The organism is Roseateles sp. YR242 (assembly GCF_900109745.1).
GTDB lineage: Bacteria > Pseudomonadota > Gammaproteobacteria > Burkholderiales > Burkholderiaceae_C > Roseateles.
The window spans coordinates 254406-281101 of sequence record NZ_FOAV01000003.1 but is presented as its reverse complement, the minus strand read 5'-3'; the positions used below and the strand labels follow the sequence as shown (position 1 = coordinate 281101).

Annotated in this window: 20 protein-coding genes; 9 read left to right on the top strand and 11 right to left on the bottom strand. The window is 65.9% G+C overall.

Translation table 11 applies throughout. The features are described from left to right. Positions 1–15 precede the first annotated feature (15 nt). Both BMY53_RS08405 and BMY53_RS08400 read right to left on the bottom strand, forming a co-directional pair. On the bottom strand, positions 16–2208 hold the full coding sequence (locus BMY53_RS08405; protein WP_177200792.1) for an HAD family acid phosphatase: 2193 nt from the start codon (positions 2206–2208) through the stop codon (positions 16–18). A gap of 172 nt (positions 2209–2380) precedes the next feature. Beyond that, positions 2381–3133 (bottom strand): SDR family oxidoreductase, encoded by a 753-nt coding sequence (locus BMY53_RS08400; RefSeq protein WP_092945520.1) that lies wholly within the window; start codon positions 3131–3133, stop codon positions 2381–2383. A gap of 99 nt (positions 3134–3232) precedes the next feature. On the opposite strand from BMY53_RS08400, the gene BMY53_RS08395 reads away from it, so the two are divergent. After that, positions 3233–4159, top strand: a complete 927-nt coding sequence (locus tag BMY53_RS08395; protein ID WP_092945518.1) for an AraC family transcriptional regulator — start codon at positions 3233–3235, stop codon at positions 4157–4159. 74 nt (positions 4160–4233) lie between these two features. Here the strand turns inward: BMY53_RS08395 and BMY53_RS08390 are convergent, their stop codons facing one another. From BMY53_RS08390 to BMY53_RS08380, 3 genes are read right to left on the bottom strand one after another with little or no spacing between them, the layout of a single operon-like run. Beyond that, the gene (locus BMY53_RS08390) at positions 4234–4839 is read right to left on the bottom strand and encodes an isochorismatase family protein (protein ID WP_092945516.1); all 606 of its coding nucleotides are present in this window, start codon (positions 4837–4839) and stop codon (positions 4234–4236) included. 58 nt (positions 4840–4897) lie between these two features. Beyond that, positions 4898–5722, bottom strand: a complete 825-nt coding sequence (locus tag BMY53_RS08385; RefSeq protein ID WP_092945514.1) for a pirin family protein — start codon at positions 5720–5722, stop codon at positions 4898–4900. Positions 5723–5744: 22 nt separating this feature from the next. Further along, positions 5745–6818, bottom strand: coding sequence for an alkene reductase (locus tag BMY53_RS08380; protein WP_092945928.1), 1074 nt, complete (start codon positions 6816–6818; stop codon positions 5745–5747). Positions 6819–6962: 144 nt separating this feature from the next. Between BMY53_RS08380 and BMY53_RS08375 the strand changes: the two genes are divergently transcribed. Continuing rightward, a complete protein-coding gene (locus BMY53_RS08375) occupies positions 6963–7847 on the top strand; it encodes a LysR family transcriptional regulator (protein ID WP_092945512.1) in 885 nt (294 codons plus the stop codon). 29 nt (positions 7848–7876) lie between these two features. Here the strand turns inward: BMY53_RS08375 and BMY53_RS08370 are convergent, their stop codons facing one another. Continuing rightward, positions 7877–8263 (bottom strand): helix-turn-helix domain-containing protein, encoded by a 387-nt coding sequence (locus BMY53_RS08370; protein ID WP_092945510.1) that lies wholly within the window; start codon positions 8261–8263, stop codon positions 7877–7879. A gap of 69 nt (positions 8264–8332) precedes the next feature. Here BMY53_RS08370 and BMY53_RS08365 point away from each other — a divergent pair, with 69 nt between their 5' ends. Next, a complete protein-coding gene (locus tag BMY53_RS08365) occupies positions 8333–9316 on the top strand; it encodes an aldo/keto reductase (RefSeq protein ID WP_092945508.1) in 984 nt (327 codons plus the stop codon). 49 nt (positions 9317–9365) lie between these two features. On the opposite strand, the gene BMY53_RS08360 is transcribed toward BMY53_RS08365, so the two are convergent. Then, on the bottom strand, positions 9366–11612 hold the full coding sequence (locus BMY53_RS08360) for a hybrid sensor histidine kinase/response regulator (protein ID WP_177200791.1): 2247 nt from the start codon (positions 11610–11612) through the stop codon (positions 9366–9368). 372 nt (positions 11613–11984) lie between these two features. Here BMY53_RS08360 and BMY53_RS08355 point away from each other — a divergent pair, with 372 nt between their 5' ends. From BMY53_RS08355 to BMY53_RS08345, 3 genes are all read left to right on the top strand, one after another. Next, positions 11985–18302: a two-partner secretion domain-containing protein gene (locus BMY53_RS08355; RefSeq protein WP_092945504.1), complete on the top strand. Its 6318-nt coding sequence runs from the start codon at positions 11985–11987 to the stop codon at positions 18300–18302. Between the two features lie 22 nt (positions 18303–18324). Further along, on the top strand, positions 18325–20040 hold the full coding sequence (locus BMY53_RS08350; RefSeq protein WP_092945502.1) for a ShlB/FhaC/HecB family hemolysin secretion/activation protein: 1716 nt from the start codon (positions 18325–18327) through the stop codon (positions 20038–20040). Between the two features lie 74 nt (positions 20041–20114). Beyond that, the gene (locus BMY53_RS08345; RefSeq protein ID WP_143073999.1) at positions 20115–20651 is read left to right on the top strand and encodes a DUF1801 domain-containing protein; all 537 of its coding nucleotides are present in this window, start codon (positions 20115–20117) and stop codon (positions 20649–20651) included. A 150-nt stretch (positions 20652–20801) separates the two neighbouring features. Here BMY53_RS08345 and BMY53_RS08340 read toward each other — a convergent pair whose 3' ends face one another. From BMY53_RS08340 to BMY53_RS25895, 3 genes are all read right to left on the bottom strand, one after another. Next, entirely contained in the window at positions 20802–22382 is a 1581-nt protein-coding gene (locus tag BMY53_RS08340) for a pectate lyase family protein (RefSeq protein WP_177200790.1), read from the bottom strand. 912 nt (positions 22383–23294) lie between these two features. Next, the gene (locus BMY53_RS08335; RefSeq protein ID WP_092945496.1) at positions 23295–24020 is read right to left on the bottom strand and encodes an SH3 domain-containing protein; all 726 of its coding nucleotides are present in this window, start codon (positions 24018–24020) and stop codon (positions 23295–23297) included. Further along, complete coding sequence (locus tag BMY53_RS25895; RefSeq protein WP_177200789.1) at positions 24010–24156, bottom strand: hypothetical protein; 147 nt, start codon at positions 24154–24156, stop codon at positions 24010–24012. The genes BMY53_RS08335 and BMY53_RS25895 overlap by 11 nt, the downstream gene beginning before the upstream one ends. A 45-nt stretch (positions 24157–24201) precedes the next feature. Between BMY53_RS25895 and BMY53_RS08325 the strand changes: the two genes are divergently transcribed. From BMY53_RS08325 to BMY53_RS08315, 3 genes are all read left to right on the top strand, one after another. After that, a complete protein-coding gene (locus tag BMY53_RS08325) occupies positions 24202–24972 on the top strand; it encodes a hypothetical protein (RefSeq protein WP_143073998.1) in 771 nt (256 codons plus the stop codon). Between the two features lie 275 nt (positions 24973–25247). Further along, positions 25248–25649 carry a VOC family protein gene (locus tag BMY53_RS08320; RefSeq protein WP_092945490.1) on the top strand — a complete coding sequence of 134 codons (402 nt, stop codon included), beginning with the start codon at positions 25248–25250 and terminating at the stop codon, positions 25647–25649. Between the two features lie 2 nt (positions 25650–25651). Further along, on the top strand, positions 25652–26557 hold the full coding sequence (locus BMY53_RS08315; RefSeq protein WP_092945488.1) for a helix-turn-helix transcriptional regulator: 906 nt from the start codon (positions 25652–25654) through the stop codon (positions 26555–26557). Here the strand turns inward: BMY53_RS08315 and BMY53_RS08310 are convergent. Next, the gene (locus BMY53_RS08310; protein ID WP_143073997.1) at positions 26506–26694 is read right to left on the bottom strand and encodes a hypothetical protein; all 189 of its coding nucleotides are present in this window, start codon (positions 26692–26694) and stop codon (positions 26506–26508) included. The genes BMY53_RS08315 and BMY53_RS08310 overlap by 52 nt on opposite strands. Positions 26695–26696 lie beyond the last annotated feature (2 nt).

Sequence of the window (26696 nt, the reverse complement as noted above, 5' to 3'; positions counted from 1 at the left end):
ACCCTCGTTTATCAATTACTGCAAGCCCAGTTCCAACAGTGTCGGGCAATGGTCCGATACCGCCAGGCGCGGTTCCGGAAATTGTGGCGGCGACGCCTTCATGGAGCCGCCAAGCTTGCCCAGCGGCACTTTGCTGATGTCGCGCACGGCGGTCTTCAATGAGGTGGAGACCAGCACCTGGTCCAGCCCGATCGGATTGCGGCAGCCCAGGGCGTCCGCTGCGCCCAATCGGGACTGCTCAGCCCCACTGAGGAGGGCGTGCTTGGCGGTCTCGCACAGTTGCTGCACATCGGCGCTGCCCGGGCAGCGGGCGGCGAGCAGCTCGGCCTTCGAGCTGGCCGGGGCGCTGTCATTCACTTCACGGAGCAGGTTGCGGGTCCGCACGCCCTCGGGCAGTGGGGTGGTCAGGTCGCTGGAGCCGTCGCTGCGTACGGCCTCGTTGTCGGCCACATGGGCTTCGTGCCAGAGATTGCGGTTGAAGTCGCCCAGCACCACGAAGTGGTCGACCCCCTGGCCGAGCGATTCCCAAATCGTCTCCAGCGGGCGCACCTGTTGCTGGAGCAGCGTGCAGGCGTCGTCCGGCTTCATGCCCGCGTCCAGCTTGCCCCGCGCCTCCAGCGGCGAGACGCAGGAAGACTTCAGGTGCACGGTCAGAAAGCGCACCTTCTTGCCGTCCACGTTGAGCACCAACGAGAAACCCGGGCGCAGTTGCAGCTCCGGCGCGGCGGTGGGCAGCGAAAGGGCCGGGAGGTCTTCGCAGGGGCTGGCGGCCTCACCGAGCGTCTTGCGCCAGGCGAAGGCCAGGCGCTGCACCTTGTACTTGGGGTCGAAAGAGCAGACGTTGTAGTGGGGAGCTTCATCGCCCAGGGCCTCCGTCACGGCCGCTGCGCCGGAGACTTCCTGGAAGGCGATGACATCGGCATGCAGCTGGCGCAGCACGCCCGCCAACTGCCGGTTGCGTGCCGCATAGGCAGTAGGCGTGACCGAGACGCCTTGGGACCTGGCGTCGCGGTAGGCGGTGCAGGGCGGCATCACCGAGAGGTCATTGCCCTCGATCACGGGGCGGCCGCCCTTGATGCTCCAGCCCTGCACGGCGCCGTCGGTGCCTGCGGGGACCTTCTGCCAGCGGTCCTTGCTGGTCTCCTTGAAGAACTGATCGCACACGGCGGCCCAGGCGGGCACCTCGGCCTGGGCCACGTGCCAGCCCAGGTTCCAGGTCACGACGCGCAGGGCGGGCGGCTGGAAGCCCTTGATGGCTGCGTCCTTGGCGTCGGCTCGGCTTTGGCGGCAGGCCTGGCGAACGGCAGGGTCGGCGGTGTCCTTGCCGCAGCTGGCGGCGGCGGCCTTGGTTTCCCAGTCGTCCCATGAGCCGTACATGGCGTTGGGCAGCACGAACCAGCGTCGGCCCCATTGCGCCTCGATATGGCGGGCCTGTGCGGGCTGTTGATGGGCGCGCAGCAGGTCGCGGTCGGGCCGGCTAACGAAGTCGCCGAGGTCGTCGCCCACCAGCAGCACGATGCGGCGGGGCAGCTTGGCGATCTCGGCCCGGCGGCCGGTTTTTTCGCCGGACACGCCATGGGTCTTGAAGTAGTAGGCCGCGGGGTCGTCCGCGCGCGGGATCTTGTGGGCCTTGAGCAGGGCCATGCTGGCGCGCAGGGCGTCGCAGTTCTTCGGGTCTTGCGGCTGGCCGGCGGGGCATTCGCGGTTGCTGACGAAGAACACGTCAGCGCGCAGGCCGACGTGTTGCAGGAACTCGATGGCACCGGGCACGAACAGCCGGCCGAAGGTCTGTTCGGCGTCGGGCGCACCGGAGGCGGCGACCCAGCGGTCCCACAGTCCGTCGGTGAAGTCGTCGCCCAGGCGTTGCATTTCGCCCTGGAAGCGTGAGTTGTCGAGGATGGTCTCGTCGAGGTCCACGATGACGGCGGGGCGCATGCGCGCCAGGGCGGCGGGCCGGGTGCCGATCTGTTCGATCGCGACGGGTTCGCAGCCCTTCAGGTGCTTGCGGTCGCAGCGGGCGAGGGCTTCGTCAAAGGCGGCGGTGGCCTGGCGGTAGGTCTGGCGCGCCAGCGCGTCGTATTCGACGCTTCGTTGCTGCCAGAGCACGGCGTTGGTCATCTCCAACGGCGGTGCGGCGTGAGCGGCGCTCATCACACCGGCCCCGCACAGCATCACCAGCCCCCGCATCGTTCGGTCCCATACGTTCATCTCGCTCATCTCCTGCTGAACATCGCTCCCGTGGAGGCTGTATTGGAACGCAGCCGCAGGTCGAGTTGGCATCGGCCGGCGTGATGCCATCCGACAGGTTGATGAGCAGATGGACCCCGGCATTGCCCAACGCTTGAATTCGTCGCGGGGCGGAAGATGAAACGTGGAGTCCTCAGCCCCCGAAGATCGCCACCGCATCCGCCCCAGCCGGGATCCGCATGGGTGCGCCGGGATCGGTAACGGCCTTCCATACCGCCTCGGCCACATCCTCCGGCAGTGTCACGGGGGTCTCCATGCTTCGCACCCCGGCGTAGACGCTTTGTGTGAAGGCTGCATAAGCGTCCGGAGCACCGTGCGCCATGTGGCGCTGCGCGTTGGAACCGAAGCTGGTCGTGGGTGAGCGACCCGGCAGCACCAGCCGCGCACGCACGTCAAACGGTGCGAGCTCCAGCGCCAATGATTCGGTGAAGGCGTTCACCGCAGCCTTGCTGGCGGTATAGACCGCCAGCAGGGGCAGCGACTTCAAGGTCACGCTGGAGGTGACGTTCACGATCACGCCGCCGCGCCGTTCCCGAAACTGCGGCATTACGGCCTGGGTCATGGCTATGGTGCCCAAGGTATTGGTCTCGAAGACGTCCCGCGCGCTGGCCATCGTCAGGCCTTCCAGCGGAGCCAGCACGCCAACGCCTGCGTTATTGACCAGCGCATCAATGGGGCCGGCCTGCGCCACGCAGCGTTCGATGCTGTCATCCAGCGTCACGTCAAGTGGCAGAACGCGAAGCCGGTCCGAGACCGGCAGCAGATCCTCGCGCGGAGTGCGCATCGTCGCAACGACGCGCCATCCCCGGTCGAGAAAGAGACGGGCCGTCTCCAGGCCAAAGCCAGAGGAACAGCCGGTGATGAGAACAGTAGGTGTGGTGGACATGGATGAGTGCAGTGAGGGTGGATGAACAGCCTCACGATAGGCGTCAGTCACCGGACTGACTACACTTCAAAGTCTTGATATTTGTTGAGATCGTCCAGAATGACAGACCCGCTGGCCGAAGTCGTCTCCCTCCTGCGGCCCAGTGCGCCGTTCTCCAAACTGGTCGTGGCCTCGGCGCCGTGGGCGGTGCGTCGCTCGGAGATCGGCCGTCCGTTCTACTTCGTGGTGCTGGAGGGGGGCTGCCGCTTGAAGGTCGATGGGCCAGGGGCCGGCGAGGCGCTGACGCTGGAGGCGGGTGACTTCGTGCTGATCCCGGCCTCCCGGGGTTTCGCCACCTCCAGCCTGGACCGGGAGCCACCCAGCGAAGGGGAGTCGGTCACCACCCCCATCGCGGCCATGTCGGGCGGTGCCCGCGTGGGTGATCCCCATGGCCTCGTGGACTTGCGCATGCTGGTGGGCAACTGCGAACTGGGTTCGCCGGATGCGGCGCTGCTGGTCTCGTTGCTGCCGCAATGGATCCATGTGCGTGGTGACCGCCGTCTCGCCAGCCTGGTCCAACTCGTGGCGGATGAGTCACGCGCCAACCGCCCCGCACGGGAGATCGTGACGGCGCGTTTGCTGGAGGTGATGTTGATCGAAGCGTTCCGCTCGTCCGCCAGTTCCGCCTCGACCCCGGGGCTCGTGAGTGGCCTGGCGGATCCCAAGCTGGCGCAGGCGTTGCGCTGCATGCATGAACGGCCGGCGCAGCCGTGGACCGTCCAGCGACTGGCGGCGGAGGCCGCCATGTCGCGTTCCGCATTCTTTGAACGCTTTGGCCGAATCGTTGGCATGGCCCCGACCGAATACCTGCTGGCCTGGCGCATGGCGCTGGCCAAGCAGATGCTCCTGCAGCAGGCGCTGCCCATGGCGACGATTGCCGAGCGTGTCGGATACAGCTCCGTGAGCGCCTTTGGCGTGGCGTTCACCCGCCAGGTGGGGGCGCCACCCGGGCGGTTTGTGAAGCAATGGCAGGACACTCACGCCTGAGCGCATCAGGTGCCAGCGCAAGAAGGCGGATGCGCCGATGTCGCCGAGCTGGCCGCTGGAGATCCGGTCATCCCTTACTGGATGCCCGCCCCCAGTGCCGGGAAGACATCCGTGAACAGCAGCGTGATGAGTTGCTGGCCGGCGGGGGTGGACCAGTCCTGTGCAATCTCCGCCATCAGGGTGTTGGTGGCGGTCAACACCACGCCCGCGTCGTGCATGCGCTGGCGCGAGAGTTCTTCGGACAGGTCGCTCGGTGAACCCGAGGCATCCAGCACGGCTTGCACATTGAAGCCTTCGACGGCGGCGTCGATGGCGGGGAAGATCAGGCAGACGTCGGTGGTGACGCCGGCCATGATCAGATTCTTGCGGCCGGTGGCGAGCACTGCATTGCGGAAGTCGGCATAGGCCCAGGCATTCACCACACCAGGACGCTTGACGCGGGCTTCATACGCTTGCGGCAGGATCTCGGCGATCTCCGGCAGGATCGGACCTTGCGCATTCTCTTCCTGACTGGACGTGATCACGACCGGCAGGTTGAGGATCTTGGCCATCTTGGCCAGGGCGATCGACTGCTTGGCAGCGAAGTCCTTGTTGATGTTCTTGATCAGTTGCATCGTGCCGACCTGGTGGTCGATCAGCAGCAGGGCAGAGTTTTCAGCAGTGAAACGTTCGATCTTCATGATGTCGCTCCTAAGTGTGTAGTGATGGGGCTGACGCCCCGGGGTGTGGCGGGCTGCTTTACAGCCTCCCCATCTCGCCACGTTGGTAGGCGGCGGTTGCCGCAATCAGGTGCTCCTGGCTTGCAAAAGCCATGGGCCCATTCGAAATAACGGGTTGGTGCAGCGGTTCGCCGATGAAGACGGCCACCTTGGCGCCCTCCGCGCCGCCGGCGAGCCGGTGCGTTGTTGCGCCATCCGCCGGGGGCAGGAGGGGCGCGCCCAGGTCATCCAGGCCGAAGCGCTCGCCGTCGAGCGACGCGCTGCCAAAGATGGGCATCAGGAAGGCGCGCTGGTCTGCGGGAATCGACAGCTTCAGTTCGGCGCCGGCTTCCAGGGAAATGTCGAGCAGCGTCACGTCGGTGGGCGGCGTCAGCGGCGACTGCGCCTCTTCGAAACGGCCCAGGGGCACGCGGACCTTCACACCGGGCTTCGTCACCACGGGGACGTCCTGCGGTGCCAACGTCAGTGCGAACGGCGCGTCGTTCTGACGCTCACGGGGCAGGTTGACGAAGATCTGCAGCAGGTGCGTGGTGCTGCCCAGCACCGCAGGGTTCTCCTCGTGCACCACGCCCCGCCCGGCCGCCGTCCAGTGCAGGCCGCCCGGCTGGATCAGCGTGCGGTTTCCGTTGGAATCGCGGTTGGCAATGCCGGTCTCCGAATCCAGGAACAGGTAGGTCACGGCGGAGAAGCCGGCATGCGGATGTGGCGGGAACGTCGGCTCACTCATCCAGGCGTGATCGATGCCCATGAAGGGATCGAACTGCGCCGGGTCGGCGCTGTGCAGGCGGTAAGCCCGGAAGTGAGCGCCCCGGTTGGCACGTTGCATGCGGGCGGTGGTCGTCATGGCGGTCAGCCTCTCTTGAGAATCAAGCGGTTTCCGCGACCGGAAGTGCGGGGTAGTCGATGTAGCCCTGCGCGGTCGGCGGTGCGAAGAAGGTGCTGCGGTCCGGCGTGTTGAGGGCAGCGCCCAGCCGGAAGCGCTCGGGCAGGTCCGGATTGGCCAGGAATGCGCTGCCGAAGACGGTGGCATCGGTCCTGCCCTCAGACAGTGCCGCTTCGGCGCTGTCCTGCGTCAGGCCGCTACCCATGAGGTAGGTGCCCTCGAAGCGTGGACGCAGCAGGGCGTGGTAGTCCAAGGTTGGCGTGCCGAAGAGGGCCACATGCAGATAAGCCAGCCCCCAGCCCTTGAGCTGGTCCACCAGGTAGGTGTAGGTCTCTGCCGGATTGGTGTCCGTGATGCTGTTGTAGTTCATCTCCGGAGAAATCTTGATACCCACGCGGTCGGACCCGGCCTCCGAAGCCATGGCGTCCAGCACGTCCAGCACGAAGCGGGCACGGTTCTCGACCGAGCCGCCGTACAGGTCCTGACGCTGGTTGCTGCCCGAGGACAGGAACTGCTCGGGCAGGTAGCCGGAGGCAGCATGCAGCTCCACGCCATCGAAGCCGGCCTCCATGGCACGGCGGGTGGCCATGCGGTAGTCCTCCACCACGGCGGTGACCTCGGCGACGGTCAGCTCGCGGGGCGTTTCGAAGTCGACTTGACCCACCGGCGTCCAGGCCTGGCCGGCTGGCTTGATGGCCGAAGGTGCGACCGGCGTTGCCCCGTTCAGCAACGATGGGTGCGAGACACGGCCACAGTGCATGACCTGCATGAAGATGCGGCCGCCTCGAGCATGCACGGCCTCGGTCACCTTCTTCCAGGCAGCCACTTGCGCTTCAGTCTCGATGCCGGGCGTGTGGACGTAGCCCTTGCCCATTGCCGACGGGAACACACCCTCCGAGATGATGAGACCGGCGCTGGCACGTTGGGCGTAATAGGTGACGGTCATGTCGCTGGGGACGCCATTGCCGTCGGCGCGGGAGCGGGTCATCGGCGCCATCACCAGGCGGTTGGGGGCGACATAGCGGCCAATGCGGACCGGGGTAAGCAGTTGGGTCATGTTGAATTCCTTGAGGCAGGGTCTGGGAAGGTGGCGGGCCGCTTGATGGAGGCTGGCCGCCGCGATGAATGAATGTTCCATTAATCCGTCAACGAGATAAATACGGTAGAGTGGCAATCATTCTTCCAATAATGGGATAGTTGGATGGAGCTGCTGAACGACATGGCCTTGTTCGTGGAGGTCGCCCACACCCGGAGCTTCAGTCGGGCGGCCGACGTCACCGGTGTGCCCAACTCCACGCTGTCGCGGCGCATCAGCGCCCTGGAAAAGGCCATCGGGCTGCGGCTGCTGCATCGAACCACTCGCAAGGTGGAGCTCACCGAAGCAGGTCAGCTGTACTACGAGCGCTGCCGGCGCATCGTGGAGGAGGCCCGCCTGGCACATGAGCAATTGCGGGAGATGCAGGCGCAGCCCAGCGGCGTCCTGCGGGCCTCATTGCCGGTAGATTTCGCCACCATCTACATGGCGCCGCTGATTGCAGAATTCGCGGCCCGATACCCCGGCATCACCTTCGACTTCGATCTCACACCGCGGCGCGTGGACCTGGTCGCCGAGCCCTTTGATGTGGCCATCCGCATGGGTGAGTTGAGCGATTCGAACCTGGTGGCCCGGTTGTTGGCCAGGCTTTCGGTGCGCGCGTATGCATCGCCCGGTTACCTGAAGCGCTTCGGCGAACCCCGGCATCCGTCGGAACTGGAGCAGCACGAATGCCTGGGCTTCTCCCGCGCCGGCAAGTGGGCATTGCAGCGCGGCAAGGAGGCGGTGGAGGTGCCCGTAGGCGGCCGCTTTCAGGTCAACAGCGTCGGCATGTTCAGGCGCCTGGCGACCCTTGATCAAGGCATTGTCCTGCTGCCCGAGGAGATCGTTGCCGAGGATGTTGCGGCCCAACGGCTCAGGCCCATCCTCACGGACTGGCTGGGCCGCTCAACGCCGGTCTACGCCCTGACGGAGACGCGCCTGCTGCCCGCAAAGACACAGCGCTTCATCGAGTTCCTGCAGGAGCGGCTGGGGCAACACGCCGCTGCCTGAGGCCATGGGTGGCCCCAACGGGCTGCGGGTCAACACGGAAACTGCGGCGCTGTCCCCGGCTTGCCGGCTTCCACCCACGCCAGCTTCTCGGTCAGGAAAGTCAGGGCCGCATCCAATTGAGCACGTTGTGACTGCAGCTTGTCGATCTGGTCTCGCAACACCTGCGCGGTGCGTACTGCCGATGTCGCCCCCTGGCGGTATGCACGGTTGAGCGCCGAGATCTCGCTCAGCGAATAGCCCAGCGACTTCTGAAGCTGAATCATCCGGACGGCCGTCACGTCATCGGCCGAAAACACCTGGTAGGGGTTGCTGCCGCCGAGCGCGCCGCGCCGCGGCTTCAACAGGCCCTTGCTGACATAGAACCGGACCGTCTCGGGCGACAGACCCGTCTCCTTCGCGAACTCCGACAACAGCATGGCGCTCCCTTGACCCTGTAGTGCACTACGTCCTTATAACAGCGGCTTCCTCTCTCCGGAATCAACAAGATGCATTCTTCTCTCCCCACACTGCCGCGTGTACACCTTGGCGTGGACGGCCCCCTGGTGGGTTCCCAGGGCCTCGGCTGCATGGGCATGAGCGAGTTCTACGGCGCCACGGATACCACGGAGGCGCGCGCAACCCTGGAACAGGCTCTGGACCTGGGCGTGACGCTGTTCGACACCGCCGACATGTATGGCCTGGGTGCCAATGAATCGTTGCTCTCGCCCTTTGTGAAGGCCCATCGGCAGCGCGTGGTGATTGCCACCAAGTTTGGCTATACCCGCACGGCGGAGCGGCCGGACGACTGGAGCCTCAGCAACCGGCCAGAGCACATCCGCCACGCGGTTGACCAATCGCTGCGTCGCCTGGGCATCGACACCATCGACCTGTACTACATGCATCGGCGCACACCTGATGTGCCGCTGGAAGACTCGGTCGGCACCATGGCTGAACTGGTGAAGGCGGGCAAGGTGCGGGCGCTGGGCCTGTGTGAGGTCAGCGCCGAGGAATTGCGGGCGGCCCATGCCATCCATCCCATTGCTGCGCTGCAGTCCGAATGGTCGGTGTTCAGTCGTCAGATCGAGCAGGCGGTCGCGCCCGTGGCGTCCTCGTTGGGCATCACCATCGTGCCTTATGCCCCGCTGGGCCGGGGCCTGCTGACAGGCGCCGCCTTTGGTCAACGGCTGGAGACGGACGACTCCCGCCGTCACTTCCCCCGCTTCCAGCCCGAGAACCAGGCAGCGAACGCACACCTGGTCGCGACGTTGGACCAACTGGCAAAAGCGAGAGGCATCTCCACCGCCCAACTTGCGCTGGCCTGGCTCCAGACTCGGGCCCGGCAACTGGACGTGACCGTGGTTCCCATCCCGGGGACACGTCGTCGGGCGCGGCTGATGGAGAACGTGGCCGCCGCCACCCTGGTCCTGGATGAGCGGGAGATGGCGGTGATCGCACCCTTGGCGGCCGCCGTCCAAGGGGTCTCGCTCTGATTCCTTGCCTGCCGCGCCCGTGAGAAGCAGCGGCCGCTCAAGTCACGGGTTAAGCCACGGGCCGTTGCAGCGCCTGCCGCGCCACTCTGGCCAGGTGAGCGAAGTCCACCGGTTTGGTCAGGTGCGTGTCAAAGCCTGCCTCGGACGCGCGACGGCGGTCTTCCTCCTGACCCCAACCGGTCAGGGCGACGATCTGGACGGACTGCCCGAGTTGTTCCCGCAGGCGACGGCAGGCCTCATAGCCATCCACGCCGGGAAGGCCGATGTCCAGCAGCACCAGGTGAGGGTCAAACTCCTTGGCTACTTCCACGATGGCAGCCGCGTCATAAGCCACCCGCACCGCCGCCTCGGCGCCTGCCAGCAGCATGGCGATGGAGTCGGCCGCATCCTGGTTGTCATCCACAACCAAGACCCGAGAACCCGCCATGCCGTCCAGCGGCTGCTCAGCGCTGGGTGCCTGGCGTTGCGCCGTCTTGGGGCCCATCGGAAGGCGAATGATGAATTCGCTGCCAAAGCCGATACCGCCGCTGCGGGCCTCAATGGAGCCGCCATGCAGTTCCATCAACTGCCGGGACAGCGCCAGGCCTATGCCCATGCCTCCATGCCGGTCCGTGCGGGCCTGGGTGAACAGGTTGAAGATGGTGGGCAATACCTCGGGCGCAATGCCCATCCCGGAATCCGCGACGCGCAACACCAGCGTGTCGCCCTCCGGGCCCGGCTCGACGGCAGACCGGAGGGCAATCGTCCCCGCGGCCGGTGTGAACTTCACCGCGTTGTGCAAAACGTTGCTGATGACCTGCGACAGCCGGGTGGGGTCCACGACCAGTTCCAGGTGCCCATCGTGGAGTTCGGACGAGAGGTCGATGCCCGCAGCTGCTGCCTGCGCGCGATGCGCTTCAAGCGCCCGGTTGACCAGGTCGCCCAGGGCCACCGGCTCTCGCTTGAGATGCACCTTGCCCGACTTGAGGCGGGACACGTCCAGCAGATCGTCCACAAGACGTACGACGTGCGCCACCTGACGTTCCATCATCGGTCGCACCCGTTCCACCAGGGCCGGGTCGTGCGCGGCGCGCTTCAGCACCTCCACGCCGCTGCGGATGGGCGCGAGGGGGTTGCGCAGTTCATGGGCCAGCACCGCGAGGAATTCATCCTTGCGCCGGGCCTCCTCGCGCAGCTCCCGCTCGCTCTCCAGCAGCGCGGCCTGCACCTGGTTGCGCTCGATCAGATCGGCCGCCTGGCGAGCCAGCAGGTCGAGGAAGCGCACTTCCCGTTCGTTGAGTTCGCGCCGGTGTTTCCAATGGGTGCTGAACATGCCCAGCGCGCGGCCGGAGCGGCTCATCAGCGGCGTTGATTGCGCGCATCGAAGACCGGCGGCCAGGTGCATGCGGTTGGAACCGTCGATGTCCGGGGCGTCCGGGGCATCGAACTCCACAAACGAGCGCTTGCGGGTGGCGAGGGCCACGCCACAAGGCGACCCGGATGAGGCATCCACACACGCGAAATGGTCGAGCATGCCGCGCTCAATTCCGCGGCTGGCCAGCATGTTCAGCGTCTGGCTGGCCGGTTCCAGCAACTGGATGGTGCCCGCATCCGCATCGGACATCTCGATGGCCGCGTCCAGAATTTCCTTGTAGAGCGCATCGAAGTTGCCGTCCGGACCCAGCAGCGCCGCCGCCACGTCGCGCAGTCTTCGGGTGTCCTTGAGCTCGCGCTTGATGAGCACCTCGGTCTGGTCTCGCTCATCAAGCAGCCGCACGATGCGGTCGTTCTCCAGCTCCAGCTGTCGGCTGGTGTCGGCCGCCACGGCGAGCGCATGCAGGCGCTGGTCGTCCAGTTCCTGCGCGTCCAGGTGGGAGGCAATGAGCTGCGCAAAGAGTTCAAACGTCTTGCGGGTGAGCGGGCTGTCGAGCTGGGCCGGCTTGGGGTCGAGCGCACACAGGGTGCCGAAGAAGGAGCCATCCGCCCTGACGATCGGGATGGAGAGATAGCTCTCGAAACCATATTGCCGGGGAGTGGCGTGGTCTCGGTATTTGGGGTCTGCGCTGGCACTGCTGAACAGCACCGGCTGACGGTGCTGGCGAATCTCATCGCAGATGGTGGTGCAGAGCTCCAGCTCCCCACCCGGCTGCAGCCCGAACCCGATCTCGTCGCGCACGGCGCAGCAGGTCCAGGAGGTGTCGGTCACCCGTGCCACGGCCACAAACCGCATGCCCGTGGTCTGGCTGACCACTTCCATGATGGCAGGCACGACCGCCACCCGAGCCACCGCCGCGACGTCTTGACCGACTGTATTCATGGGGCGGATGTTACGCGGCCTCGCGAGTTTGCCGCGGGCGGGACCAACTTGCCATCCCATGCAATGGGCCTGAAATCCGCAGGGGTTTCACCGTGGTTTGGGCATCCGCATTGCCCCGTTTTGTCCGGACCGCTGTCGTGAGCCTGACTCTCAGGATCTGACAGCTTCCAGGCCACAGGCCTCATGGGAGCAGACATGCAAGTTGGCGCCTCCATAGAACAACAGCGTCGCCCGACATGGGAAGACAGCCCGCCCGTCATGGTCAGTGCCACCGGTGGCTACGACCGATATCCCTGATTCCACCTGCCTTCCGGTTTCCTGATCCGCTCGCAACGGCGTGCGGACGGATGGGTGTTTGGACAGGGAGCAGTCATGAATCGTATCCATCGCAAGATCTGGAGCGTCCGCCTGGGCGCGTTTGTGGCGGTTGCGGAGACCGCGCGCAGTCGCGGCAAGACGCCCGGTGGGGCTTTGGTGGGGGCTGCTGCGGCGGTCGGCCTGCTGATGGTGAGCACCGCCATGGCCGCGCCACCAGGCGCCACCACCTTGCCCAACGGTGGCCAGGTGAGTGCCGGCAATGCCGTCATCACCCAGTCCGGCGCCGCCATGACCGTGACGCAGGGCACCCAGCGCGCGGCCATCAACTGGCAGGGGTTCTCGATTGGCAAGGACGCCAGCGTCACCTTTGCCCAACCCAACGCCAACGCGGTGATGCTGAACCGGGTGACCGGCGGCCAGCAGTCCGTCATTGACGGCGCACTCAAGGCCAACGGCCAGGTCTTCCTGCTCAACCCTAACGGCGTGTTGTTCTCGTCCAGTGCCAGGGTGGACACCGCCGGTCTGGTCGCCACGACGCGCCATCTGTCCGATGCCGACTTCATGGCGGGCAAGGCGACCTTCAGCGGTACCGGCGCAGGCGACGTCGTCAATGCCGGTCGTTTGACCGCTGCCGATGGCGGCTATGTCGCGCTGATCGGGCGGCAGGTCCGGAATGACGGCGTCATCACTGCACGGCTGGGAACCGTGGCCCTGGCAGCCGGCAATCGCGTCAGCCTGAACTTCGACGGCCGCTCCCTGGTGGGCGTCACGGTGGACCAGGGCGCGCTGGAGGCGCTGGTCAGCAATGGCGGCGCGGTGCTGGCCGATGGGGGTACGGTGTTGCTGAAGGCAACGGCTGCCGAGGCGTTGCTGGACACGGTGGTCAACAATACCGGCCAGATCCAGGCGCGGTCGGTCGGCGAGCGCAACGGCAAGATCGTCTTGCTGGGCGAGGGCGGCGGGGTCGAAGTCGCAGGGAGCCTGGACGCCACCAACACGGGCGCCGGCAACGGTGGGTTCATCGAGACCTCCGGGCCCGCCGTGGCGGTCAAGGCGGGGGCCCAGGTCACCACGGCGGCGGCTCAAGGCAGCAACGGCACCTGGCTGATCGACCCGACCAACTTCGAAATCAGCGCAGGAAGCGCCGCCTCAAGCACCAGTGGCATCGGCGCCACCACCTTGCAGACAGCGCTGGGCGCCGGCAACGTCACCATCCAGACGCAGAGCACGGGGTCGGCCGCCGGGGACATCAATGTCAACGCGCCGGTCGCCTGGAGTGCCAACCTGCTCACGCTCGAGGCCCACGGCGACATCAACGTCAACGCCGTGATGAGTGCCACCGGCACTTCCACGCTCAATCTCAAGACCGGCTACAACTTCAACACCTCGAGCCCCACCTTCAACCTGGGCAAGACGGTGCGCACCAAGTGGACAGTGGACGGTAGCGGCACGCCGTCCTTTGTCGGCCGCATTGACTTCGACCGGACCGGCACCGGGCTGCTCACCATCAACGGTGCGGCGTACACCCTGATCAATTCCTTGGGGGCTTCCGGCAGCACCACGGGTACCGACCTGCAGGGCATCAACGGTAATCTGAGCGGCAAATATGCCCTGGCCAGTAATATCGACGCCACCGCATCGGCGGGCTGGGGCAGCTGGGGCAGCGGCAACGGCTTTTCCCCCATTGGCCGTGTCGCCGGTTTCACTGGCGTGATCGACGGGTTGGGCCACGTGGTCTTCGGCTACGGCCTGAGCGCCAGCGCCAACAACCTCGGCCTGGTGGGCCAGCTCAATGCGGCCAGCGCCGCAGTGCGCAACATCGGCGTGACCAATATCGTTGTGGGTGGGGACTCGCCGCCCAACTTCGGTGGATTGGTCGGCCTGCTCTCGGCTGGCAGTGTCAGCAATGCCTTTGCCACGGGCCAGATGGCGGCCTATGCGCCGCAGTCGGGCGGCCTGGTGGGCTTGGCATCTGCGGGCACCACCATCTCCCAGAGCTACGCGAAGGTGGACATCACATTCGGCGCCGGGGATGCGGGCGGGCTGGTCGGCCGGGCCGAGACCGGTGCCGTCATCCGCGACAGCAGCGCCGCAGGCAACGTCTCGGGCCCCTATGGTGACAACACCGGTGGCCTGGTGGGCAGCATCAATGGCGCCACCGTGACAGGGTCCACCGCCAGTGGCACCGTGGATGGCACCAACAGCGTGGGCGGGCTGATCGGCAAGGTGGAAGGCGTCAGCACCGTCAGCACCAGTTCCGCCAGTGGCTCCGCAACCGGCGGCAATAACGTGGGCGGCCTGATTGGCTACATCTCTGCCGGGGGCGCCACCGCGACGGTCATTGACCAGACCTCCGCCAGCGGGGACGTCACCGTCAGCAACAGTACCGGTGGCGGGCTGATCGGCGCGGCCGACGGCAGTGGTGCCTCGGTGCCGCTGGTGATCTCCAACAGCTTCGCAGCGGGTGGCAGCGCCTCAGGCCCAGGGCAGATCGGTGGCCTGCTTGGTTATCTGAATGTCGGGACGGTAACGGACAGCTATGCGGACACGGCCGTGGTGGCCAGCGCCCCGGGCAGCTTCTGGTACGGGGGGCTCGTGGGCCGCGCCCGCAACATGACCATCCAGAGAAGCTATGCGGTGGGCGACCTGACCCTGCCGGGCAACAACTGGTGGGTGGGCGGCCTGATCGGCGAGACCATCAACGGCACGCTCACCGACGTCTATGCACGCGGTGACGTGAACTCGGTGAACGGACGCTGGGCGGGCGGCCTGATAGGGAGCAACAGCTCCACCGTGTCGCACGCCTACGCCACGGGCCTGGTGACCGGCAGTGTCAATGTGGGCGGGCTGATTGGCGCGTCCTCGGGCGGTGCCGTCACTGACAGCTTCTGGGATGTGGAGACCTCGGGCCGCGGCGTTGCCGGCGGCACGGCGGGCAGCGCTGGCGGTACGGGCCGGTCGACCGCCGACATGACCACTTCCAGCACCTTCATTAATGCCGGCTGGAATCTGGCCTCCGGTGGCATCTGGGCGCGCCGGGACGATGTCAACGACAAATATCCGGTGCTGCGCGGCGCCGGTTATGTGGAGCGCATCGGCACCATCCTGATCGACGCGGGCTGGCTGGCCAGCACCGGCGGCGCGCCGGTGGTCTATTCCACCGCCGGGCTGCTGGCGGGCGACACCATGACGCTCTCCCAGACCGGTGGCGTTCTCAGCTACAGCCTCAACCTCACCACCAGTGCCGGGAACTACGATGGTTTCGTGATCGCCGCCCGTGCGCCCTCCGGCGATCTGAACGTGAACCGGCCGCTCGCCTGGAACAACTTCAAGCTGGACCTGGAAGCCGCAGGCAATCTCAACATCAACGCGGTGCTGAGCGTTACCGGCAGCGCGCAGCTGGACATGAAGGCCGGCTACAACTTCAACGCGTCTGCGCCTGTCTACGCGCCCGGCTACCGCGTCAACATGGGCATGGATGCGGCACACGCCTTCACGGGCCGTGTCGATATCGACCGCGCCGGCACCGGCATCCTCACGATCAACGGCGAGGGCTACACCCTGGTCAATCAGCTCGGCAGCCAGGGCGACGAGCAGTTGGCCAACGGCACGTTGCAAGGTCTGGACGTCTTCACCAACTACGCGCTGGCCACCAACATCGACGCCTCTTCTGCCGCGAGCTGGAACGGCGGTGAGGGCTTCAAGCCGATCGCGGATACCTTCTACCCGTATGTCGGCAAGTTCAACGGGCTCGGCCACGGCATCGACGGGCTGACCATCAACCAGACGGCCCCGCGCCATGTGGCGCTCTTCCAGGTGGGGCTGTTCGGGCTGGCGGACAACGCCGACTTCAGCAACCTCGCACTGAGCAATGTGAACATCACCGGGCCGGGGCAGGTGGGGGCGCTGCTGGGTGGGACGATCAACAACCCGTCCAAGATCGCCAACGTGACCGTGAGCGGCACGGTGAACGCGACCAACGCCAATGGCGGTGCCGGCACCTATGCCGGTGGTCTGATCGGCGTGGTCAACAACGCGGGCACGTCCCTGACGAACGTGCATGCCACCGCGACGGTCACGGCCAGCTCCGATTACGCCGGCGGCCTGGTGGGCTCGGCAGACCAGACTGACATCACGGCCTCCGACAGCAGCGGCAATGTCACTGGTGCCAACAACGTCGGGGGGCTGGTGGGCAACGCCTCGGGCGGAACGATCAATACGTCCACGGCCACTGGCACCGTGACGGGCGCCAACAACACCGGCGGCCTGTTGGGCCAGGGGCAGAACGGCCTGGCGATCACGGACAGCGGGGCCACGGGTGCGGTCACCGGGGCCATCGGCGTGGGCGGCCTGGTGGGGGTGCTGGACAGCCCTTCGCTCGGGAATACCGTGACCACCAGCTATGCCACCGGCACGGTGAACGGCTCAGAGAATGTCGGGGGATTGATCGGTGACTCGCCGTACGGCGGGACCGTCATCGACCGCAGCTACGCCAGCGGCGCAGTGACGGCGGTCCGCTTCGCGGGCGGGTTCATCGGCACGGGCAATGCGGCCATCACTGATGCTTATGCCACGGGCAACGTCACGGCCACGGACCCGTCCTTCGCAGCCTCAGGCGGCTTCGCAGGGGGTGGGGCGGGCACCCTGACGCTCAATCGCGTCTATTCCAGCGGCGTGGTCAGCGCGGCGGATCTGGGCTCGTCCTTCGGCTCTGGTGGGCTGGCGGGCTTTGGTTTCTATACGGTCACCAACAGCTTCTACGACGCCACCAAGAACCCCACCGGCGGCGGCACCGGTTACGGCACCGGCAAGACCACGGCGGAGATGAACAGCACGTCCACCTATGTCGCTGCCGGCTGGGACTTCACCTTTGGCACCGGCGTCTGGGGACGCAAGGACAGCATCAACGACGCCTATCCCGTACTGAAGGCCTTTGGCTTTACCGAGAGCATCGTGGTCGACCTGGGTGTGAGCAGCCGGCCCTATGGCGACGCGAATCCGTCGCTGGCGGGCGCGACCATCACCGGTTGCCCGACGGTGAATTGCGCCGGCATCATCACCAGTGTGGCCTGGGGCACCGCGCTGGACGCCACGACGCACGCGGGCCAATACGCACTGGCGGGCAGTAACGTCCTGGTGTTCACCTACGGCGGCGGCGCTTCCCCCACCACCTTCGAGGTCAGCTACCTCGTTCCCACCTTCACCATCACGCCGCGCGTCCTGTCCGTGGCGGCGGCCGTGGGCGCCACGCAGACGTACGACGGCACCACCGCGGTTGCGGCCAGCCAGTTCGCCCTGGGCAACGTGGTCAACGGCGATACCGTGGCGCTCAGCGGCAGCGGTGTGCTGGACAGCGCTCACGCGGGCACCCGTGGGGTGGCCTCGCTGGGCACGCTGTCGGTCAGTCATTCGGACTATGTGCTGGCCAGCGGCGCGCCGACGGGTACGGTCACCGTGACGCCGCGCCAGATCACGCTGGCGCCGACGGCGGGCGCTTCCCGCGTTTACGACGGCACCAGCGACGCCTCAGCCTCGTTGTTCACCGTCAGCAATGCGGTGGCGGGAGACAGCCTGGGCCTGGCGGGCAGCGCGACGCTGGACAGCAGCCATGCCGGCGGCCGGACCGTTACCGGTGCTGGCAGCCTCTCCGTCGCCAATGCGGACTATGTGCTGGACACCTCCAGCCTGACGGGCGGCGTGACCATCACGCCACGGCTGATCGACGTCACCCTGGTGAGCGGCGCCACGCGGGTGTTTGACAACACATCCAATCTGGATGCCAGCCTGTTCGCCTACACCGGCCTGCTGAACGGCGACAGCGCCACGCTGAGTGGCCACGCGCTGCTGGACGGCGCAGGCGTCGGGAACCACACGGTGAGCAGCGTGGGCACATTGATGCTCTCCAATGGCGACTATCAGGTGGCTTCGACGGCGCCTGCGGGTAGCGTGCGCATCACGCCGGCCGATCAGGCGGCGGTGGTCACGGACGAACTGGCCTCGATCATCGCCACCGCACAACGGACCTATGTGCCCACTGCCGACTTGTTGGGAACGGTCACGTTGGCGGGCACCAGCAGCCTGGGATCCACGGCCGCCAATGTGGTGAACACGCCTTCGACCCTGGCAGCTTCTTGGGGCGAGGGCACGCCACTGGTCGTGCTCTCCGCGCCCTCGGGCGAGGAGCCCAGCGAAGGCGTGACGCTCGCACAGGCCCGTCGAATGGTCGGCAGCCCCGGCGGGCAGGGCGCGGGCGGCAGCCAGGAGGTGCGTGTGCCGGTCAGCCGCAACTCCCTGGCGGAGATTGTCAATGGCGGGGTGCGTTTGCCCGGAGGCGTCGAGCAGATGCTGTTCGTGGTGAAGGCGACGAAGTAATGCGGCCACTACAGGGACACACATGAACAAGATGAGCAGGCACCGTCTTTCCCTCGCCAGCGCGATGGCGCTGATCTCGCTGCAAGCGCTGCACTCGGCTCAGGCCCAGACGGCGCCGGGCAGCGGCGACGTGTTGCGGCAGGTGCGCCCGCCATCGTTGCCGGCCTCCGCGCCCGCGACGCTGCCCAAGATTGGAGGCCTGCCCGCCGAGGCCCCGATGCAGGCGCTGCCGGGCGGCGGCACCGCCATTGACGTGAAGTCCTTCCGCATTGTCGGCAACCGGGAGATCGGCACGGCGGAGCTCGCCGCACAGATCCAGGGCGAAGGCGGCAAGCGCTACACGTTGGCCGAACTGGAGGTGGTGGCGGTGCGCCTGACCCGCTACTACCGCGCCAAGGGCTACTTCGTGGCGCGTGCCTACGTGCCGGCCCAGGAGCTGGATGCTGGCGTGGTAACGCTGCGCGTGGTGGAGGGCAACTACGGCAAGTTCGTGCTGGACAACAAGTCGCTGGTGCGCGATGACATCGTCCAGGGCTTGCTGGATGACGTGAAGAAGTACGACATCGTCTCGCTGGACACGCTGGAGCGATCGATGCTCATCATCAACGACACGCCCGGCGTGAAGGTGGTGCGGGCGGACGTGATGCCCGGCGAGCAGGTGGGCACCAGCGATTTCGCTGTGGGCACCTTGGCCACCTCCCGGCTGAATGGCTACCTGCTGCTGGACAACTACGGCTCGGTCTACACAGGCAAGACGCGACTGTCCGGCAATCTGGACTGGAATTCACCCACGGGCCGTGGCGACAAGCTCTCGGTCAGCGGCATGCTGACCGACGGTGCCGGTTTGTACAACGGGCGCCTGGCCTATTCCGCGCTGGTTGCACCGAATGGCACCCGCATGGAGCTGGCCCTGGCCCGCACCCGTTATGAGCTTGGGGATGCCTACGACGCACTGGGCGCGACCGGCACGGCCGACTCGATCGAGCTGGGCGCCTCCACACCGCTCAAGCGCACCACTGCTGTCAGCGTGGAAGGAGGCCTGGTACTGGCCGCGCGGCGTTTGCGCGACGAGATCTCTGCGACAAACACGATCACGGGCAAACGCTCTTACAGCGTTACTGCCTCAGTGCGTGCGCGGCGCGAGTCGTTGGTGATGGGATATGACGGGCTGGGAACGGCGGAAGCCTCGCTGACCGGTGGCTACCTGGATTTCCGCGATGCGACGGCAGAGGCCCTCGACGCTGCGGGCGCGCAGACCAAGGGGAGCTACTGGAAGCTCAATGCGGGCGTGTCTCAGGTGCTGCTGCTGCCGCGCCAGTTCACGCTGACCGCCGGTCTGAAAGGGCAGGCGGCGCTGAACCACCGCAACCTGGATGGCAGCGAGCGCATGAGCGTCTCCGGCCTTTCCGCCGTGGTGGCCTATCCGATCGGGGAACTGAGCGGGGATCATGCCGCGCTGGCCCATCTGGAACTGGCCCGGGCGCTGGGAACCCTGACGAATGTTCAATGGTCCGCCAGCGTGTTTGGTGACTACGGCTGGGCCCGGCCGGCCCGGGTCGTGGAAGGGGTGAACAGCGGCGGGAGAAGCCTGGGGGATGTCGGACTGGGGCTGAGCGCCACCATGGCTCGGGGTGGGTTCGCCAAGGTGCAGGTGGCACATAGGAGCAAGGGCGGGGAGCCGCTCAGCGAGCCGATCTCGAAGACCATTGTTCGGTTTCAGGCGGGGTGGGTGTTTTAATGAGGTGGGGCCTCCCGGGCCCACCCCTTTGGCGAACGGTATGTTCGAGACATCTTGTAGCTACCCCACCAGTTATGCACTTCGCCTCATCACTGTCCGATGCTGAAGGTTGCGTCATTTCGAGCGCCTCACCGCCGCTGCAGAGCGTCGCGCTGGCATTGCGAAAGGCGCTTCTGGACGTTCACCCGAATGCAACAGTCTTGGCCTGGCCAGCACACAAGATCATCAGCTTCGGCTTTGGTCCCAAGAAGATGTCAGAGCACTATGCGTTTATCGCTTTGCACGCAGGGCATGTGAATTTGGGCCTCTATCACGGAGCCAGCTTGCAAGTGGACGAGCTTGAGGTCGAAGGAACAGGCAAGTCGATGCGTCACGTCAAGGTTGGCTCCGTTGCAGAGGCCGAGTCTCCGGCCATCCGGCGGGTGGTTCAGATCGCACGCGAGTTTCAGGCGATGCGGCTTGCCGATCGGGCCGGGGGAGCGACCCACGAGCTCCATGTCGCTGAGAAGGGTGCGACCAGAACATTGGGGGAAGTCAGCCCGTCGCTTCGCGGTACATCGGGTCCGCCAGACTCCGGCGTGGAGAAAAGGTCGCCTAGGCTGAAAGGGTGAAAAATCTCGTTCCTCGCCGGCGAGTAGTTCAAGTAAACGACCCCGCCCAGAATGGCCTTCAGGCGCATGCACGATCACGAACCTCAGACCGGGTCATCAAGTTCCGTGAAGTAACGACTGGGGATGCAGGCCGCACCGCGCGATGCCCGTTCAGCTGTCAGGATCGAGCTGAGGGCCGGCAGTGGCGTTGACCCTGGCACGGACACTGGCCGCCGGGATGGGACGCACCGCAGCAGCCCCTTGTCGCCATGTCGCGTTTTGTCGGAGGAGGTCAGTCACTGCTGGATTCACGACGAAATCCACCGTGCTATTGGATGCGCTGTTGGGCATGCAATTGCGGGACAGCACGCCGGTGCAGTAGCCATTGGCCACATCGGTATTCGTCTGCAGGGGGGCAAACACCAAGTTCGTTTCAGAGCCGCTAAAGATGGGGTAGAAGGTCAGAGGGGTGGAGGTGAAATCGTTCGCCTCGACGAGCGTAGCGACATCATCCGAAGCGCCCAGACCCATCCAAAAGTTGCTGTCATAAAGGTTGTTCACCAGGTGGACCATCCCCTTCTGCAAAGCCCATGGGCTGCGTCCGACTTCGGGCGCGCGGCCGGATGAGTTGTAGATCTTGTTCCCGATGATGGTCAGTGTCTGTCCTTCGGCAATGAGCAGCATGAACCAATAGCTGCGGCCGTCGCAGTAGTGACCATAGTCGGTGGTGCCGTCCAGCACATTGTTGGAGATGGTCACGCGGTCCGCGGGCCCCCAACCCGTCACGATCATCTGTCGGCCGATGCGGGCGATGTAGTTGTGGTCGATCCAGACGTCGCTGGCGCCATCGATGGTGATGGCATCGCCGCCCCAGATCACGCCGTCATTGATGTCGGTGATGTTCAGGTTGCGGATGATGACGTTGGAGACGCCGTCCCGCAGGTAGAAGCCCTTGCCTTTGACACCGGCCGCCTTGCCGACGCCGATGACCGTCTTGTTGGAGCCGACACGAAGCGGAGAACCCCCTGCGGAATCGTAGGTGAGGTCAAACAGGGTGCGGTCGGCGCAGTAGGCATTCCAGTCGAGAATCTTTTCCTGCTTGCCGTTCAGCGAGCAATTGTTGTGGGAATAGACGCAAGCTTTGCCGGTGGTCGTCCCCTCCTGCCCGATGAAATCGATCATGGCGGTCACCCGGATGATCCGAGGCGTCGTGTCCACGCAGATGGAGCCGTTGTAGGCATTGCAAAGGGCCGCCTTCAATTCCGCCGCAGTCGAGACATCCACCACCTGGCCGCCGGCTCCGCCGGTCACCGCTGCGCCGTAGCCCACCGGGACCGTCTTGAAAATGGCACCGACCGTCTTGTGGCCGTTCATCGTGACGGTGCAAGTCGGTGCTGATCCACAGGAAGCGGCGTCACCCAACCATTGGTTCAAGCCATAGGTGCCGTCGCTCGTGGCCGTGAGGGTGACGGCCGTGCCGGCGGCATAGGACGAATTGCTGACCGTCCCGGTGATGGTGCCGTTGGTGGAAGGCTGTACCGTCAAGGTGTAGCTGGCCGGCGTGCTGACGCTGTCCGAAGCAGCACTCGCAGGCACCTCCGGCGCGCCCGGTGCGGCGCCACCGCTTGGCGCGGGTTGGGGATCTTGGTCGGTGCCGTCCTTGCACGCGCCCAAGGCCAGGGCGGCGGACACGGCAAACGCCATGGCAATGACGCGAGTGCGCCACTGGGGGCGCCCGGTAAGTGAATTCACAGTGGTCCTCCGCAAGGGCCCACACCGCTGCGGATACGGCCGTGATCCTTGCATGCACACACCGCAGCGCCATTACCTCGTGGCGCTTTGGTGTCCTCACGGCCGCAAAGGCCGCCCTCAAGCGACGTGCGCATTTGAATCGTGGCACGCTTTTGCTTTTGTTTGCTGGATTGTGTCAGGTCACACGCTCGGCCGCTGTTAGGCCTTGTAAGGCCCTGTAAGGGTCTCACTCCGATTGCGTGGAGTTGGCGCTCAGCGAGCTCGTCCCCGAGCGTGGGCACGTAGGGTGTTTAAGCCTCGTGTGCCGCAAGCTTCTTCAGGTCGTTCAATGGACCGGATCATTGGGTCGGCTATGCCACCTGGGAACAACGGAGCGCGTCGGCTCCTTGTCGCTTTTGGTAGGGCGCCGGAGAAGACGCTCTAACTGCTTGCGGCCTGAAGCGAAGGCTGCTTTGCAGCGTTCTCGGTCATTCGACGCCGCGCGTGGTGCGACCGGTCATCAGCGCATTCCTGTCATCCAGGCGCCGACCGGCTCAAGCTCAGACAGATCGGGCTGGAGGCCAGACCGGCCGTTCCACGATCCCGCCCGCGCTCATGACCTCTGAGTGACCGCTGCCAAGCCTCCCGACCGTCGCCGATCGCTGCAAAGCCGCTCGTCCGAACCGCCTTAAGCCATGACCGTCTCCATCACCGCGAGAAGCGCAGCATCGACCTCGTCCGGAAACGCGGTGAAGGACTCGCTCCGCGAAGGGCAGAGGATGCTGGGGGTGGTGGAGCGCGCGATTGACCGACGAGCTGAGGAGGGTCACGTCTTGAGCGCGAGTGTCAGAGGCAGAGAGGCGACGGCAAAGGCCGATCGCCCCGCGTCGGACCTCGTTGGCTGTTCTACCTGGCGGCGGCTTCTGCGCCGTCTCAAGGCGCCGGCTCTGGCGCACCAAGACTGGGGCAGCTCGTTTCCTGAATCGCGCAAATGCGATCAACCCAGGCCCGGAAGCGACCGGAGGGCAGACCCTCACGCGCGGCGCGCTCGACTTTCAAACTCGCTCGCATGTCCGCCGGAAAACGCTGCTCGGAAAACTCCACCTGCGCCCAGGTGCCCTTGCAGTCCACCAGGCGAGCAGCCTCGATGGTGTCGTCGTCATCGAAGCGTTGGTTGTCGCCGATGCGCAGCACTGCAGCGGCGTCAGGTCCGGGTAGGGAACGGCCGACGTCGGCCTGAGACTTCACCGTCAACTTGCTTCCGCTGACCCAACCTTCGCCGCTGTACAGGCGCCGGGGTGGCTGACCCGTGAGGGCATCGTTGTCCTGCGCGTTGCGGATGAGGAACCAGCCGTTGCGCGCCCCGGCAACCTCGACCTCGATGCGGACGCCGTAGCCCGCCGAGGGTTCGACGAAGGTTCGCGGAAGCTTCCCGAGCACCTTGGCGGATGCACTCGGCTCTGCGCGCACGTTGAGGCCGGCCGGATCGTTCTCGGCAACGAAGGCTCCGAACTTGCAAGCGGTAATCGGGAGCGTTGTGTTCGCAACGGTCGTCGCGGCCTTGTTCTCGGAGGGAGCGCCAGCACAACTGGCAAGCGAAGCAAAGCCGGCCGTGGCGAGAAGCAGGGCGACGTTACGCAGGAGGTGTTCAGTAGCCATCGACGAGGACGTAGTGGAACGACGACATCTGGCCCAGTGAGGCCAGGAAGCGGTAGTAGAGATCATCCGGAATGGTCTGGCAGCCCGCGGACCAGGTGTTGCCTGAGGCCTGGGTGCCGCCCCGGTGGATGTACATCGTAGTCTGGGCGTTCTTCGTGTCGATCCGATTGGGATCGAAGGCGTGGAATCGGCCATCGCCGTTGGTGTCGCGTTCGGCGGTTTGGGTGCGCGTGGCCTCGAAGGCGCGGCGCTTGACGTGACCTCGCGGCTTCTCCCCGAAGAAGTAGGTGCCGGCGCGGAGGCGGCCGATCTCGGCGATGCCGTCGCCATTCACGTCAAAGCCTTCGGTGTGTTTGAAGCGCACGTTCTTGTAGCGGTCATCGAGACGACCATTGCCTACAGGAGAGGCGCGGTGGGCGTATTAGGCGCCAGGCTCGGTGCAGGCGGGGAAAACGCGAGCCGTACGCAGACCGTCCCCACCATTGAGCACAACGATGTGGTCGTCATAGACACCGAGGCCTTGATTGGCGAGCGTGGAAGTCTCACGGCGCAGGCCGACGAGAATCATTCGGTCCTGTTGGAGGGCGTTGACGGCTGCGGCGGTGCCGCGCTGAAGGACGATGCCGGCGCAGTAGGCATAGGTCTGGCGCTGGGAGAGCAGAGGCAGGCGCGGGACGTAAGGTGCGCGCAGGCGATCGGCGTCCCACTCGGTGATGAGAGCTGTGCCATCGCGCCGCGTTCCGAGCACGGCCTTGGCTTGCCAATCGAGCTGTGCGGCGGCGAGGCGCCCGCCGATGTCGCGTTAGACTTCGGTCAGGCCTGCAGTATCGGCTCGCCACTGCTGCAGCGCTTCGTCCGGCGCGGCTGCGGCCCGCGAGGCAAAGGCACGGGCAAAGGAGGGCCCGCGCCCACTCGCAAAATCGTCTGTGCGCGAGAGATTTCCATCTTCTAGGTATGGCCCAACTGCTTATGCAGCCTACTCGAAAGCCGACCTTCGCCGATGACTGCTCCTGGCCGAGTCTGTGAGATCAAGGCGCTTCCAGGCAGCAGCCATTTATAGAGGGCTGTGCCGCGTCGCCAGACGCGAGACGCCGCCCGTATGCGCGAGCTCAGATCTATCCTCAGGTCACCGCTGGTTGAGCGATTCGGCACCAAACTTGATCGATCCGAGCCTGCCTTCGCTCAGGGCACTCCCTACACTTGAACCATAAGCCAACGGGAGTTTCCATGTTCAATCACATCGTCATTGGCACCAACGACATCGAGCGTTCGCGCCGCTTTTACGATCGTGTGCTGGGCGTGCTCGGCGTCGGTGAGCCGATGCCGCATCACGCCAAGACCGGGCACTTGCGCTTGTTCTATCGCCATGACGGCGGCACGCTCGCTATCGCCCAGCCCATTAACGACGAACCTGCAACATCCGCGAACGGCGGCACCATTGCATTTCGATGCACCTCGCCGGAGGAGGTGAATGCGTTCCACGACACGGCCGTCGCGCACGGGGGCATCTCGATCGAGGAGCCGCCGGGGCTGCGCGTGGATCCCTTGGGGCAGTATTACCTGGCCTATGTACGGGACCCTGACGGCAACAAGCTGTGCGCGGTGCATCGCCCCAAGGTAGAGGCTTAAGCATGCCGCGGGGTATCGAAGCCTCGCCATCGGGTGACGAGCTCGCGCGGTCCCTGCATGTACGGCCGGCGCTGGGCGTGGCCGCTCACGTCATCCAAGGCGCGGGATTGCAAATCGTGCGTGTGCGCGTCGAGCGGCCAGCATTGATCCTGGTGGATCGAGGCGTCAAGGTGGTGAAGCCGGCCAACGGCGCTGCGGTGCGCGCGTTGCCAGGGCAAGCGCTGTTGTTGGCCGGTGGCCAGACGGTCGATTTTCACAACCAGGTGACCGACGGTGAGCGCTACGAGGCGCGTTGGCTGCTGTTCGGTGCTGCCGTCCTGGATGATCCTTACTACGTCACCAGCGTCGAGCGCCTGGCAGGGGCCCGGGGAGCGGCGGCGCCCGCCCGCGCCATCCGGCACGTGTCGAGCGGTCTGGCCGAGGCATTCGAGCGCTCGAGACAAGGCCTCGCACCGGACTCGTCGTGCCCCGATGGCGTGGTCCGGCAGCAACTGCTGGAGGTGGCGCACTGGCTGCTCGCCGACGGTCTCGTGCTGCAAATGCCGCCGAATGACCCCAAGCTCTCCAGCCGCATCCGCGCCATGCTGTCCACAGAATTGGCGGGCGACTGGGGCGCACCCGGGATCGCTCGTGCGCTCGCGATGTCGGAAGCGACGCTCCGGCGGCGGCTGGCCGCCGAGGGCGTGACCCTGCGCGACCTGATCGCGGATTTGAGAATGGCCTCGGCGTTGGTTCTGTTGCAGGCGACGTCCCAGCCGGTGTCGGAGATCGCCCTGGCCGTCGGTTACGACTCACCGTCCCGATTCGCGGTGCGATTCCGGGACCGCTTCGGGTTCTCGCCGACCGCCGTGCGGGGTCACCTCAGGAACTCGGCGACGAAACGCGCCACAGCTGCGTTGGCACGCTGAGCCAACGCGTCGTCGAGCGAGTTGACGCCGAGCACCCCGCCCGGCTGCAGCGCCAACTGCGCGGCGCTGCCTGCCGCCATCAGCCGCATGTAGACGAACAAGCTGTCGACCAGCAGCGGTCGAGGTCCCGGAGTCATAT

Excerpts from the sequence above, each read along its gene's own strand:
- BMY53_RS08405 (WP_177200792.1), bottom strand. The coding sequence starts at position 2,208 with ATGAACGTATGGGACCGAACGATGCGGGGGCTGGTGATGCTGTGCGGG.
- BMY53_RS08400 (WP_092945520.1), bottom strand. The coding sequence starts at position 3,133 with ATGTCCACCACACCTACTGTTCTCATCACCGGCTGTTCCTCTGGCTTT.
- BMY53_RS08395 (WP_092945518.1), top strand. The coding sequence starts at position 3,233 with ATGACAGACCCGCTGGCCGAAGTCGTCTCCCTCCTGCGGCCCAGTGCG.
- BMY53_RS08390 (WP_092945516.1), bottom strand. The coding sequence starts at position 4,839 with ATGAAGATCGAACGTTTCACTGCTGAAAACTCTGCCCTGCTGCTGATC.
- BMY53_RS08385 (WP_092945514.1), bottom strand. The coding sequence starts at position 5,722 with ATGACGACCACCGCCCGCATGCAACGTGCCAACCGGGGCGCTCACTTC.
- BMY53_RS08380 (WP_092945928.1), bottom strand. The coding sequence starts at position 6,818 with ATGACCCAACTGCTTACCCCGGTCCGCATTGGCCGCTATGTCGCCCCC.
- BMY53_RS08375 (WP_092945512.1), top strand. The coding sequence starts at position 6,963 with ATGGAGCTGCTGAACGACATGGCCTTGTTCGTGGAGGTCGCCCACACC.
- BMY53_RS08370 (WP_092945510.1), bottom strand. The coding sequence starts at position 8,263 with ATGCTGTTGTCGGAGTTCGCGAAGGAGACGGGTCTGTCGCCCGAGACG.
- BMY53_RS08365 (WP_092945508.1), top strand. The coding sequence starts at position 8,333 with ATGCATTCTTCTCTCCCCACACTGCCGCGTGTACACCTTGGCGTGGAC.
- BMY53_RS08360 (WP_177200791.1), bottom strand. The coding sequence starts at position 11,612 with ATGAATACAGTCGGTCAAGACGTCGCGGCGGTGGCTCGGGTGGCGGTC.
- BMY53_RS08355 (WP_092945504.1), top strand. The coding sequence starts at position 11,985 with ATGAATCGTATCCATCGCAAGATCTGGAGCGTCCGCCTGGGCGCGTTT.
- BMY53_RS08350 (WP_092945502.1), top strand. The coding sequence starts at position 18,325 with ATGAACAAGATGAGCAGGCACCGTCTTTCCCTCGCCAGCGCGATGGCG.
- BMY53_RS08345 (WP_143073999.1), top strand. The coding sequence starts at position 20,115 with ATGCACTTCGCCTCATCACTGTCCGATGCTGAAGGTTGCGTCATTTCG.
- BMY53_RS08335 (WP_092945496.1), bottom strand. The coding sequence starts at position 24,020 with ATGGCTACTGAACACCTCCTGCGTAACGTCGCCCTGCTTCTCGCCACG.
- BMY53_RS25895 (WP_177200789.1), bottom strand. The coding sequence starts at position 24,156 with ATGTACATCCACCGGGGCGGCACCCAGGCCTCAGGCAACACCTGGTCC.
- BMY53_RS08320 (WP_092945490.1), top strand. The coding sequence starts at position 25,248 with ATGTTCAATCACATCGTCATTGGCACCAACGACATCGAGCGTTCGCGC.
- BMY53_RS08315 (WP_092945488.1), top strand. The coding sequence starts at position 25,652 with ATGCCGCGGGGTATCGAAGCCTCGCCATCGGGTGACGAGCTCGCGCGG.
- BMY53_RS08310 (WP_143073997.1), bottom strand. The coding sequence starts at position 26,694 with ATGACTCCGGGACCTCGACCGCTGCTGGTCGACAGCTTGTTCGTCTAC.